This window comes from Kiloniella litopenaei, from assembly GCF_000982415.1.
Lineage (GTDB): Bacteria > Pseudomonadota > Alphaproteobacteria > Kiloniellales > Kiloniellaceae > Kiloniella > Kiloniella litopenaei.
Map to the genome: position 1 here is coordinate 12,290 of NZ_LANI01000027.1, position 13,275 is coordinate 25,564.

A 13,275-nucleotide genomic window follows, 5' to 3' on the forward strand; every position below is an offset into this window, starting at 1 on the left:
TTCAGGGTCTGGGTGGTCTTTCGCCCGGCTTTGGTCTCGAATGATTTTTTTGGTGGTGGTTTCTGGGACCACTACCCCTTCTTTTCTGGAAGCTTTTATCGGGAATGCCGCGGAACTTGCGTGGTATAAAGGGGTATTCACTGGTGAGGAAGTATGCATATGTGCCTTCGGGGTATTCCGGTGTCACACAAAAGCGCCCGTTGCATTCGTCAAGATCTCCAAAGCCCCGTCGGTATTCATAGTCTTGAATAAAACTGCCATCATGTCGTCCACCGGGGCCTCCGTTCCGTGTGCCAGTTTTCAGTTTGTAACTGGATGCCAGTGGCATAATGGGACTCTGAGTTTGAGTCGGATCTTTGTAACCGTACAGGACATATATGGGAAAGCCATCCGCAGCATATCCGATCACAGATGAATGCTGATTGTCTGACCAGTTACGTATCAAGCCAGTGGGCAAGCCGTGATAATGATAGGCACCATTTGGCTGGACATGAGCATTATTTTTATCCAGCCCCAAATCTATTTTCCCAGACATCGCTTCATATTGCCATCCAGAGTGCCGGTCCCGTTGCCAAAACTCATTTGCAGCTGGATCGAAAGGGATACCATTTATGGCGACGCCGAAACTGTTAAACCCAACATCTGTTATGTGTGAAGCTTCTTTGGGGTGCATTGGAACCCGAAACAGATGGTTCTGTGATTGAATGGTGTTGGGATTCCTGCGATTGGGGAAGTTACCTGTACGATGATCAGGAATGCCATTTGCTGAAATGTAACGATATTTCCCGCGTATGTTAATGTCGACCTGATTGTGAACGGCCCAAGCACTTTGTGTCCTTAATCCTATAAAACCCGCGGCAGGTAAAACGCCCATCAATGTCATAAATCGTCGTCGTTCTTGCCTTTTATCTTCGGAAATATTTGTGGCAGAGCTTTTTGGGCTTTTGTACATTTTATTGTTCCTGGGGTTCGGGGCCCGTAATTACCTGTGGGTGCAAGTATAACGTTACAACACGTGATTTCTGTCGAAAATTCTTTGTAAAAAAATTCACATCTGCAATTTTGCTGAATTGGCTCTGCTTTATTAGGCTTTTCACAGAGCATAGACTCGTTTCGAAAAAGCTGGTTATATTGCGCTGCAAAAATATTCTGTTTTAGGATCGTCCATTATTTCGGGGATATCCGATAACAAGAACAGTTATAATAATAAAGCCGGGGCGAGATCCTGAAAGCTAGGAGGGACGTTGAATGTCTGATTTTCCCAAAAAAACAATCGCGGACTGGGAAGGGCTTGTTGAAAAAGAACTTCGTGGGAAGAAAAGCGATAGCCTGAATTGGGAAACTCCCGAAGGTATTGTGGTAAAGCCGATCTATACAGAAGAAGATCTTGAAGATCTGGATACCATGGGAACCTTGCCGGGCTTTGCACCGTTTTTGCGTGGTCCTCGGGGCAGTATGTATGCTGCGCGCCCCTGGACCGTACGCCAATACGCAGGTTTTTCAACAGCTGAAGAATCCAATGCTTTCTATCGCCGGAACCTTGCCGCAGGGCAAAAGGGGCTTTCAGTCGCTTTCGATCTTGCAACGCACAGAGGATATGATTCTGATCACCCGCGTGTGGTTGGGGATGTGGGTAAAGCGGGGGTTGCGATCGACTCTGTCGAGGATATGAAAGTTCTTTTTGATGGCATTCCGCTGGATCAAATGTCTGTTTCCATGACAATGAACGGTGCTGTGTTGCCTGTGCTTGCTGGCTATATTGTTGCCGCTGAAGAACAGGGGGTGAAACCAGAACAACTGTCTGGAACAATCCAGAATGATGTGCTCAAGGAGTTCATGGTGCGGAATACCTATATTTTCCCGCCAACCCCTTCGATGCGGATTGTGTCTGATATTATCGGTTATACAGCCAAAAATATGCCGCGCTTTAACTCTATTTCGATTTCGGGTTACCATATGCAGGAAGCTGGCTCTACCTGTGTGCAAGAGCTTGCATTTACCATTGCTGACGGCCTTGAATATGTACGCACCGCGATTTCTAAAGGTCTGGACGTAGATGCGTTTGCGCCACGGCTTAGTTTCTTCTTCGCAATCGGCATGAACTTTTTTATGGAAGCATCAAAGCTTCGGGCTGCACGTTTTCTGTGGTCTCATTATATGAAAAAGATGTTTGACCCGAAAGATACGAAGTCCTTGATGCTTCGGACCCATTGCCAGACATCTGGTGTTTCTTTGACCGAGCAGGACCCCTATAACAATGTCATTCGGACAACTGTAGAGGCAATGGCTGCAGCTTTGGGAGGGACCCAGTCTCTGCATACCAATGCCTTGGATGAGGCTGTGGCTTTGCCAACGGATTTTTCCGCCCGGATAGCACGGAATACACAGCTGATCTTGCAAGAAGAAACAGGTATTACAAAGGTCGTTGATCCGCTCGCCGGAAGTTATTATGTGGAAAGTCTGACCGCGAGCTTGATTGAAGAAGCGCGGAAAATAATCGATGAAGTCGAAGAAATGGGCGGCATGACCAAGGCTGTTGAATCCGGCATGCCAAAACTTAGAATTGAAGAGTCTGCGGCGAAAAAGCAGGCACGTATTGATCGCGGTGAAGAAACTGTGGTTGGCGTTAATAAATATCGTCTCGAAAAAGAAGACGACATCGAGATCCTTGATATTGATAATACTGTCGTTAGAGAACAGCAGATTGCGCGATTGAATGAAATTCGCAAGACCCGTGATAGCAAAGCCTGTGACGAAGCTCTTGCTGCTTTAACAAAGGCGGCAGAAGACGGTTCAGGTAATTTGCTTGATCTTGCTGTTCAGGCGACGCGGTTACGCGCTACGGTTGGTGAAATTTCGGATGCGCTGGAAAAGGTGTATGGTCGTCACCGTGCTGTAAACAGGAGTATTTCCGGCGTGTATGGATCTGCATATGATGGCGATGATGATTTCGCTCGCATTCAGGGAGAAGTCGAAGCTTTTGCTGAACAAGAAGGTCGCCGTCCAAGAATGCTTGTGGTGAAGTTAGGGCAGGACGGTCATGACCGCGGCGCGAAAGTCATTGCAACGGCCTTTGCTGACATCGGTTTTGATGTTGATGTCGGCCCGCTGTTCCAAACGCCGGAAGAGGGGGCGCAGCAGGCGATTGAAAATGATGTTCATGTTGTTGGCATTTCAACACAAGCCGCCGGTCACAAGACGCTGGTTCCACAGCTGATTGCAGAGCTTAAGCGTCAGAAGGCTGATGATATTCTTGTCATTTGCGGGGGGGTGATACCTGCGCAGGATTATGATGCTCTTAAAAAAGCAGGCGTTTCTGCTGTGTACGGGCCAGGGAGTAATATTCCCTTGGCGGCACAGGAAATAATCGGCCTGTTGAACAAAAGAAGCTGATTCGTAAAAAATATCTCAAAAAAATGTCCAAGAAGGCCCTGATCTTAATGGTCTTTCTTGGACTATGGGACTTTCCTGCCCTATTATCTCTCTCAGGCGATCGTAAATCGTGATTAAACAGGGAGTGAGGGGATGTCAGGTCATACCTGGATCACAAGAATTTTGGCGCTGTTCGGGGTGGCAGCATCAGGGGCATGGCTGTGGGTTTGTTACCAGTATTTAAAAAATCAGGTCGGTCTGGATGTCATTGAAAGTATGGTCCCTCAGGAACAGGGGCAATTGCTTGCCGGAATTACACTGCCGCTTGTTCTTTTGTGGGCCATATTGCTTTTCATTCTAAGAGGTGCAGCGCTTTCCAATGAAACGCGCAGGCTGCTTGTGAAACTGGACAAGCTTACCTACCCCGATGATGAAGAGAATACCCGCGTCAAAGATATTACGCGCCAGCTACAGGAACAGGCCGAAAGTCTGAATAGTGCGTCGGGTGAAGTTGAAAAGCGTCTGACGGGACTGATTAACGCCTTCAAAGAACAAACAAAGCAGCTCACCGGTGCTGCTATTCGGGCATCTTCGCAAACAGAACAGATTCAGGAAACACTGGCCACCCAACAAAGTTCACTCGAAGACGTTCATAATTCAATCCATTCCAGTCTGGAAAACGCACGTGAAGCGGTTAAGGAGCAGGTGACGGCGCTTGAAAGCTCTGGCGTGCGCAGTGAGGTTATGGCCGAGACGATTAGCAAGACATTGCGAGATTCTGTCGATGTTCTGGACGAGGCCGTGGAACGCACAATTGGGCGAACCGAAGATGCCAGCGAAATGTTGAAGCAGCAGGCCGAGGACATGGCTGCGGCTGGTACGACAGCAGAAGTGTGCAGTGAAACCATGCGCGAGAGTCTCAAGCAAGACCTCGAAACTTTGAAGTTGGTTCAGGATACGATTGATGCCGAGGGCGAAAAATTCAAGGGCTTGATAAAAGATCGTATCGGGGATGTAGAACAGCTTCTTGAAGGGGCGGGTGCTAAGGTTTCAGAACTTGGCGAAAGACTGTCCGGCGAAAATCAGGCGATGGAGCAACTGGTTGCTGAAATAGGGTACAAAGCCGTTTCACTGTCTGATGCGATGCGGAAAGATGCGGAAGAAGTTCGAGAGCTTTTTGCCGATGTGGCCTTGCGTGCGGGGGAAATGAACGAACGTTTCCGAGTACAGGCGGGTGAGTTGGATAAAAGCGGCAAGGAAGTTGCTGATAATCTGGCACAGGTAACCAAAGATCTGGGCGAAGCTGTTTCAATGGCTGGCCGGGAAGAAGCGTCTCGATTGACGGAAGCGACGGCACAGGCACAGGATACTTTGATTGCAGCCGCAGAAAAAATTCGTCCGGGGATTACCAGTCTGGAAGAATCATCTGAACGGCTCAGCGATCTTGCCGATGTTGTTATGGGCGGCTTGAGCGAGCATACCCGGGAGATTGGGCAAGTCAGCAAAAGTGCTCAGGAGAATGTCGAAGAGGCATCCAGAGCACTTAAAGACCAAACACGGCTTATGGAACTTGCCGCAGATAAGGCCGTGCGCCACACAACAGAAGTCGCCAAGGTGTTCCAGCTTCAGACACTGGCACTTGCTGATGGATCAAGTGCCGCTAATCAGGCTGTGCAGGACCTTCGCCACGGTGTACACGAAGAATTGGATGCCTTTAAAACACTTTCTGATGATTTTAGTACTCTTTTGGAAGACGTTCGGACATCACTTGATGCCCGTACCGAAGCATTGAGCAAGGCATCGGATGAATCCCGTCAAACAGCTGATACCTTGAAGGATCATGTTGATCAGCAAAGGGAGAAGCTTGCTGCTCTGGCAGAAGAATCCCTGAAACAGGTTGAGGATATTGGTGCTCGTGCCGAAAAGGCTGCATCAAGCTTGAAAGGTTCAGCGGACGGTGCTCTTAGAAGTGCGGAAAAACTGAGTGAGACCTTTGCGAAAGATAGCAATAAAGTCACGGAATTGCATGGCAAGGTATCATCCCTTGCGGATGCCTTTGGGCAACAGGCACGTGATTTGGCCCATGCGTCAGAGGAAGCCACACGCCAGGCCTTGAAATTAAGGGAAGACCGCTCGGCAAATAAACGCGATGCTTTCTTGCGCGGGGCAACGATACTTATTGATGATCTCAATTCTTCGGCCATTGATTTAAATAAAATTTTGGACGAGGACTTGCCTGAAGAATATTGGAAACGATATCACAAGGGGGACCGCTCGATTTTTGCGCGGTCCATTCTAAAGAAAAAAGACCTTTACGATACACGTGAAGTGAAACGTTATTTTGAGACAAATCAGACCTTCAGAAATCAGGTGAACCGTTATCTTGATCAGTTTGATAACCTGATGTCTCAGGCCCGTGAATGTGATAGCGAAGATGTTCTTTCTGCAACCTTTATGACTGCAGATGTTGGAAAGCTCTATGTCTTGCTCGCACGTTCTATTGGCCGCATGGAGTGATGATATATGCGCCGGATGCGTGAAGATGTGCCCAAACCAGAAGGCGAAAATAGCCAGCTGGATACTTTAAAGACACTGCTCCCTTATTTCTGGCCAGAAGGTCGCTTTGATCTAAAGGCGCGGATTATCTTTTGTTTTGCTCTTCTTATTTTTGCAAAGCTCACAAACGTATCCGTGCCTTATATTCTAAAGGGGGCGGTTGATGCCCTGAGTATCGACGATCCAACGTTGTTGGTTGTTCCGCTTGGCCTATTGATTGCCTATGGAGTGGCCAGAGTTGGGGCGATTGCCTTTGATAACATTCGCGAGGGTCTGTTTGCCAAGGTTGTGCAGAATGCCATTCGAAGTGTGGCGCTGGTTACCTTCCGACATTTACATTCGCTTTCGCTGCGGTTTCATATCGAACGAAGAACGGGGGGCGTAACCCGCGCCATTGATCGGGGAACCAAGGGGATTGAGTTTATGCTCACCTTCTTGATGTTCAATGTCATCCCGACCCTTATTGAGATCACAGTCGTCTGTATTTTGTTGTGGGTTTTGTTTGATTGGCGCTTTGCGGTTGTCCCGCTTGTGACAATCCTTGCCTATATTTTCCTGACGCTTCGAATTACTGAATGGCGCATAACACTGCGCCGCGATATGAATGCGGCTGATAATGATGCCAACACCAAAGCTGTTGATAGTCTCTTGAATTTTGAAACAGTGAAATATTTTGGCAATGAAGAACACGAAGCCAAGCGATATGACCGTGGTCTGGCCGCCTATGAACAGGCCGCCATTCGCAGTCGGACAAGCCTTTCAAGCCTGAATATTGTTCAGTCCGGGGTTATTTCCCTTGGGGCCAGCTTGATGATGATTATGTCTGCCTACGGTGTTGTTGAGGGAACAATGACCGTCGGTGACTTTGTCATGGTGAACGCTTATCTGCTTCAGCTTGCAATGCCGTTGAACTTTCTGGGATTTGTCTATCGGGAAATTCGTCAGGCACTTATTGATATGCACACCATGTTCGAATTGCTCCATAAGGATCTGGAAATCAAAGATGAACCAGGAGCCAAAGATCTAACCGTCAGTGGCGCAAAAATTGAATTTAAGGATTGTCAGTTTGGCTACGACGAACGACGTCCTATTCTCAAAGGTGTCAGCTTTACAGTTCCTGCGGGTAAGAAGCTTGCCATTGTGGGAGCAAGTGGTGCAGGCAAATCAACAATTAGCCGACTGCTTTTCCGTTTTTACGATCTGGATGCAGGCGAAGTCCTGATCGATGGACAAAATATCGCCAAGGTCAAACAGGGATCTCTTCGTCAGGCCATTGGTATTGTTCCGCAAGACACGGTGCTATTTAACGATACAATTCTCTACAATATTGCCTATGGTCGGCCTGATGCGACACGTGAAGAGGTCGAAGCAGCGGCCAAGTTGGCCAAAATTCATGACTTTGTTCTGTCCTTGCCGGATGGGTACGATTCCGTCGTGGGCGAGCGTGGATTGAAACTGTCTGGTGGTGAAAAACAGCGCGTTGCCATTGCCAGAACAGTTCTCAAAAATCCGTCAATTATGCTGTTTGATGAGGCAACATCTGCATTGGACAGTCGTACAGAGCAGGAAATTCAGGCAAGCCTCAATGATGTATCGAAAGATAGAACCACGTTGGTTATTGCCCACCGTCTTTCGACGGTTGTTGATGCCGACGAGATCATCGTCCTTGAACAGGGTCGGATTGAAGAGCGTGGCACGCATCGTGAGCTGCTCGAAAAAGAAGGTCACTATGCTGAAATGTGGCGACGTCAATTGGAAGTCGCCCAGAAGGTTGCCGAGGTTGAAAAGGCAGCTGGGCAAGATGATATCGTTGGCGAGAGAGACGAGTAGGTAAAACGGCATTATGACGAAAGATAAGGGTAAGATCGATAAGCTGGTTGAGGGTATCGCTGATGGACAACGGCGTGCTTTGGCACAGGCAATCACCCTTATTGAATCAACACGGTCAGATCATCGGGAAGACGCTGATCGTTTGCTGGAACAAATCCTGCCGATGAGCGGAAAATCTATCCGGATTGGTATTTCCGGTGTTCCGGGGGTTGGTAAATCGACCTTTATTGAATCTTTTGGCATGCATCTGATCGGTAAAGGTTTTCGGGTTGCTGTCTTGGCTATTGATCCGTCGTCACAGCGGACTGGTGGTTCGATCCTTGGTGATAAGACCCGGATGGAGATCCTGTCCAGGCAAGAGGCCGCTTTTATACGCCCTTCTCCGGCCGGAACAACGCTTGGCGGGGTTGCCCGGCGAACCCGGGAAGCGATGCTGCTATGCGAAGCATCGGGTTTTGATGTCATTCTGATTGAGACCGTGGGGGTTGGCCAGTCGGAAACGGCTGTTGCAGAGATGGTCGATATGTTCTTGCTCTTATTACTGCCAAGCGGCGGTGACGAGCTGCAAGGGATTAAAAAAGGGATCATGGAACTGGCGGATATGGTCGTGGTGAATAAGGCCGATGGCGACCTTGCGCCAGCAGCAAATCGTGCTGCTGCTGAATATCATGCGGCTTTGGGGTTGATGCGACCTTCTAGCCCCAATTGGAAGCCCAGGGTTAAAAAGTGCTCTGCCCTGAACAATGAAGGCATTGATGAGATCTGGTCTGCAATAGAAGAATTCAGAACCAAGCTTTGGGAAAGTAACGAAATACCAGACAAGCGGGTGAAACAGGCCGTCTCATGGATGTGGAGTGAGATTAAAGAATCTCTTCTGCTTGCTTTTAAAGATAAGCCAGAGATTGATAAGGCGCTTGAAAAGGTGGAATCCGAAGTGATTTCTGGTAAGATTGCACCCGCGACGGCGGCGAGAAAGCTGCTGAACATCTTTCTCAAGCCCTGAGGTGGGGTAATAAATCGCTGTAAACGCGGCGTTTTTACAGATTCGTTACGAATCTTTGAATGAATCGTGCTTTTATCTTGACCCTTGGGCCACTGTGTCCTAAAACTCGCGCCGAGCCGACGTATCGGCATTAGATTTTTATTTTCATCGAGTTTACGGGATTAAAACCATGGCACGCCGTTGTGACTTTACCGGCAAAGAGGTACAGACTGGCAACAATGTGAGCCACGCTAAGAATAGAACACGGCGTCGCTTCCTGCCAAATCTTCAGAAGACTTCGATGTTGAGCGATGCTCTAGGTCAGACTGTTCAGTTCCGTCTGAGCACTGCAGCTATCCGCACCATCGAAAAGCGCGGTGGTCTTGACGCATTCTTGCTGTCAACACCATCTGAAAAACTGGGCAAAAAAGCTCGGGAAATGAAAAAGCGCGTTCAGAAAGCTTTGGTTTCCAAAGCAGCTGAATAAGCAGTCTTATTCTTAGAACAGCCCGCTGTGCTTTGGCCAGCGGGCTTTCTTTGTTTCTGTAATTCAAACATCAATAACAATGTATCTTGCGCGAAGCTAAGATTGTCATCTGATAAAAGATAGATCAGGGTTTCGCCGTTTTCGCCGATCCGGCTACTGATCCCTTCCATATTATCAATGGATTCTGCGCCTTCAAACGTGGCGAGTACATCCCCCCGCATTACATAGCCCTGTAGGGATAGAGCAGTTTGAATTTCAGATGCAGGAAAGAACCGCAAGCTGGTCTTGAAGCCTTCCAGAAAAGAAAACTCTCTCTCCAGAAGTAATAAATCACCTTGAGGGGTACTGCTTAACCCTGTGGGGAGGTAGTTTTTATGAGACTCAAGATAAAGTTTATCCCAATTTTGTTGGTGCCATAGATAAGCTTCTATGACGCTCTCTTGTTTAGATGTTTTCGCCGAAACTGTGGTGCGTTCCGGGATGGCGAGAAGGCAGTTACCGGAAAGCCAGGTCAGGGCCTCTATGCCGCGATTGTTTGATGCAATATCTGTGAAGTCCTGTGGTAAAGCAATTGCACCTGTGGTCATTGTCAGAGGCGCTGCATATTCAAGAATACGATGGTCGCGTTCAAAGCTGACATAGACAGCTCCATTATCTGCCAGCGCAATTGACTCACTGTCCCGGTCTTTTTTACGGACCAAATTCTGGCCTTTGGATCCCTGCATTGTGGACAGTAAACCGTTTGTAAGGGATAGAAGGTTGCCGTTTAAACCGTAATTCAAGCGTCCGGTAAGCCAGAGGCCTTTGTCACCGATAGCCAAAAGAGAACGCCCATCGGAAGAAACCTCCAATCCGGACAAGCCACCGAAGCGTTTATGAGGTGAAGTGATCTTGATGCCCCCGCGCCAAAGAAGAGTGGGGGCTTGATTAAGCTCTGTGGTTTTGTTGACGAACTCTTGGCTTGGCGCAGGAACTGCCTTGATGGTGAGGGGGATTTTAGCGGCTTCTATGACTTCGAGATTTCTGTCCAGATAGGCAGTATAGCCCATTAAACTGGTAGCTATAACGGCTATAGTGCATAGGACTCTGGTGATCATGTTTGCCTCTGCCCCATTTATTTTCGGTACGCCTACTTATTCTTGGATAGTTATTATGAGGCATTCTTTATGAACTTATGGTGAATAGGCTGTGACTTTTGTAAGGCAAATTATTTTGGTCACTCTGAAACAAGCTTTGTAAAACTGCTAGAACAGATCCAAAGACGTTCTCTAGGTTCAGATTGAAGAAAGAAAGACAGGCGTTTCAGATGCAACGTTCAAAGACCTTGATATGGTGCAACTGAAAATATCAGACAACAGTTCCGGTTTCATAACCTCTAGGGTTGGCCCGTTGGATATTAATGTGCCATTTGAAATAATGGCAATTGAATCACAATATTGAGCCGCCTGATTGAGGTCGTGGAGAATGGCAAGACCCGCGGTATTTCGTTCTTTACACTGCTTCCTTGCTGCGGCCAGAACAGCATGTTGATGTGCAATATCCAGCCCTGCGGTTGGTTCATCCAGTAACAGACATTTTGTTTCTGTATCGTCTGTCAGACCGATGCTCTGGGTTAAGGCCCTGGCAAGTTGTACGCGTTGTTTTTCCCCGCCTGACAGGACGGGGTAGAGGCGATCAGCAAGGTGTTTGACATCAGCAAGGATCATGGCTTTTTCTACCGCGAGTCTGTTGATGAAGGGCGAACACAGTTTTTCGTAGGGCCATCGTCCCATGGAAACGACATCACGTGCAGAAAAAGGAAAAGCCAGCTGCGATGCTTGGGGCATGACGGCACGTCGTTTGGCGAGATCTATGCTTTGCCAATTGTGAAGAGGAATATCGTCAAGAGTAACTGTTCCCCCTGATGGGGCCAGATCACCAGATAGTACTTTTAGAAGCGTTGATTTGCCAGCACCGTTGGGCCCCAAGACCCCTAGAAGTTTGCCCGGGGTAAGCTCTAGGGAAACATTGTGTAGTAATTTTGCAGAATTAATCTCTACATCAATTGCGGTTGCTTTGAGAGTCACATGCGCCTCTTTTTGAATTCACGGAACAGAAGGGCGAAGAAGAAGGGACCGCCGATAAAGCTTGTGACCAGCCCGATAGGGAGTTCGGCAGGCAACACAATTATCCGAGAAATCGTATCGGCAATAACAATAAGGTTCGCCCCAATAAGGGCTGCGGCGGGCAGAACAAAGCGGTTATCAGCACCACCAATCAAGCGGGAAAGGTGCGGGGCGATCAATCCAATAAAGCCAATCATGCCCGCTGCGGCAACGGCAGCACCTGTCGCGCAAGCAGCTGCAATTGCGGCCTGTTGCTTGACGCGTTCTGTTGGAATGCCAAGATGATGGGCTTCGGCTTCACCAAGAAGGAATAGGTTGAGAGGACTTGAAAGCTTTAGGAGAAAGAGTGACGCGATAACCATAATAGCTATAGAAGGCCATGCCGTTTGGCCCGCGCCTGCAAGGCTTCCCATCGACCAAAAGGTTAGGGATCTTAGTTCTGTATCATCGGCCAGGTAAGTCAGTAGACCGATAAGAGAGCCAACAATCGCATTCACCGCAATGCCCATCAGGACCATCATGGCGACATCTGTCAGGCCGTCACGTCTGGATAGGTGATAAATTAGGGCAGTTGTTAGCAAGCTGCCTGCAAAGGCGGCAACGGGAAGTGCAAAACTGCGGGTTAATTCTAAAAAGGCGGTAAAGTAAGTGTCGCCCAGTACGATTATACAAACTACGGCCAAGGCTGCACCCGAGGAAACACCAATGAGTCCAGGATCGGCCAAGGGATTTCGGAAAAGGCTTTGCAAAACGGCCCCGGAAAGCCCCAGGGATGCACCAATAACAAGCCCCAGAACAATTCGGGGAAGACGAATTGATTCGATAACCAGTTGCTGATGCAATTCCAACGTACTTTCGCTAAGGCCTAGGTAGGAAGCGAAATGTTCAATGTTGGACAGGGGCGAAATTGCGACCCCTCCAATCCCCAATGATATGACCGACGATAGAACAAGAAGCAAAAAAAGCCCCCCCAAAATGTAGTAAGGCTTTTTCAGGTGAGCTTGTTGGCGACGTGTTGAGGTCGCGGTCAGGGTCTGGGTCATGGCTGCTTCAAGGCTTTTGTTTTTTAATTTGGGAAGACAAGGTCTCGACGGCATCAATAGTTCGCGGCCCCAACCCAAATAAAAGCGTGCCATCCAAAGTTACAATGCGTCCATTCTGTACAGCTGACAGTTTTCCCAACAACGGGTCTTTGGCCAAAGCTTTCAACCCTCCGCTATTTGCGAGAAACCGATCAGACATCAAGATATAATCCGGGTTATTGCCGAGAATGTATTCACTGGCTAAGGGTTTGAAACTTTCCAAATCCGAGGCAATATTTTTACCTCCTGAATAGGTAATAATTGTATCTATTGCGGTGTTTTTTCCTGCCGTCATGGGACCTCCGTGACCTGTATTGAGAAGGAAAAGAACAGACGGTTTTTCGGGCAGGTCCTTGATTTTTGTATGCTGCTTCTGAAGCTGTGTTGATATGGCTGTGCTGAGGGATTTACCCAAGGCCTGTTTGTTCGTTTGGGCTGCGATCAGATCAATGCCTGTAACAATTGACTTGGTATTGACCAGCTCCGGTATCTCAACAACCTTAATGCCTGCGGCCTGAATGGTTTCCAGAACATGTGAGGGCCCTGATCCTTCTAATGCAAGAATCAAGTCAGGTTTTAGACTCAAGAGACCTTCTGCGGAAAGTTGCCTCATATAACCCACTTTAGGCAAGCCAAGTACTTCTGCGGGATACTTACTTGTGGTGTCTGTGGCGACAATTTTATCACCTGCCTCAAGTGCATAGACAATTTCTGTTACCGGACCTCCAAGCGTAATGATTCGCTTTGCATCTGCGTTTGCTTGTTTACTGATCATGGCGATCAAAAGACAGGCTACAAATGCGACAATCGCTTTATAGAATTTTGGTAGATGGGCTGGGTTGAAGGACATGGGGGTATCTT

At 48.2% G+C, this 13,275-nt stretch carries 10 protein-coding genes; 5 read left to right on the forward strand and 5 right to left on the reverse strand.

The genetic code is table 11. From position 1 onward, the window contains the following. Window position 1: 1 nt before the first annotated feature. Window positions 2-952 carry a YHYH protein gene (locus WH95_RS16745; RefSeq protein ID WP_082114207.1) on the reverse strand — a complete coding sequence of 317 codons (951 nt, stop codon included), beginning with the start codon at window positions 950-952 and terminating at the stop codon, window positions 2-4. Between the two features lie 296 nt (window positions 953-1,248). On the opposite strand from WH95_RS16745, the gene scpA reads away from it, so the two are divergent. The 5 genes from scpA to rpmB all read left to right on the forward strand — a co-directional run bounded on the left by scpA (window position 1,249) and on the right by rpmB (window position 9,227). Then, the gene (gene scpA, locus WH95_RS16750) at window positions 1,249-3,393 is read left to right on the forward strand and encodes a methylmalonyl-CoA mutase (RefSeq protein ID WP_046509452.1); all 2,145 of its coding nucleotides are present in this window, start codon (window positions 1,249-1,251) and stop codon (window positions 3,391-3,393) included. 132 nt (window positions 3,394-3,525) lie between these two features. Then, window positions 3,526-5,889, forward strand: a complete 2,364-nt coding sequence (locus tag WH95_RS16755; protein WP_046509454.1) for a hypothetical protein — start codon at window positions 3,526-3,528, stop codon at window positions 5,887-5,889. 6 nt (window positions 5,890-5,895) lie between these two features. Further along, window positions 5,896-7,758 carry an ABCB family ABC transporter ATP-binding protein/permease gene (locus WH95_RS16760; RefSeq protein ID WP_046509456.1) on the forward strand — a complete coding sequence of 621 codons (1,863 nt, stop codon included), beginning with the start codon at window positions 5,896-5,898 and terminating at the stop codon, window positions 7,756-7,758. A 13-nt stretch (window positions 7,759-7,771) separates the two neighbouring features. Further along, window positions 7,772-8,761, forward strand: coding sequence for a methylmalonyl Co-A mutase-associated GTPase MeaB (gene meaB, locus WH95_RS16765; protein ID WP_046509458.1), 990 nt, complete (start codon window positions 7,772-7,774; stop codon window positions 8,759-8,761). Window positions 8,762-8,930: 169 nt separating this feature from the next. Beyond that, a complete protein-coding gene (rpmB, locus tag WH95_RS16770) occupies window positions 8,931-9,227 on the forward strand; it encodes a 50S ribosomal protein L28 (RefSeq protein WP_046509460.1) in 297 nt (98 codons plus the stop codon). Here rpmB and WH95_RS16775 read toward each other — a convergent pair. The 4 genes from WH95_RS16775 to WH95_RS16790 form a co-directional block, all read right to left on the reverse strand. After that, window positions 9,194-10,324, reverse strand: a complete 1,131-nt coding sequence (locus tag WH95_RS16775) for an esterase-like activity of phytase family protein (protein ID WP_082114208.1) — start codon at window positions 10,322-10,324, stop codon at window positions 9,194-9,196. The two genes, rpmB and WH95_RS16775, sit on opposite strands and share 34 nt — an antisense overlap. Before the next feature lie 177 nt (window positions 10,325-10,501). Next, complete coding sequence (locus WH95_RS16780; protein ID WP_046509465.1) at window positions 10,502-11,293, reverse strand: heme ABC transporter ATP-binding protein; 792 nt, start codon at window positions 11,291-11,293, stop codon at window positions 10,502-10,504. Next, window positions 11,290-12,429 carry a FecCD family ABC transporter permease gene (locus tag WH95_RS16785; protein ID WP_245622991.1) on the reverse strand — a complete coding sequence of 380 codons (1,140 nt, stop codon included), beginning with the start codon at window positions 12,427-12,429 and terminating at the stop codon, window positions 11,290-11,292. The genes WH95_RS16780 and WH95_RS16785 overlap by 4 nt, the downstream gene beginning before the upstream one ends. Continuing rightward, entirely contained in the window at window positions 12,383-13,264 is an 882-nt protein-coding gene (locus tag WH95_RS16790; protein ID WP_157845993.1) for a heme/hemin ABC transporter substrate-binding protein, read from the reverse strand. The genes WH95_RS16785 and WH95_RS16790 overlap by 47 nt, the downstream gene beginning before the upstream one ends. Window positions 13,265-13,275 lie beyond the last annotated feature (11 nt).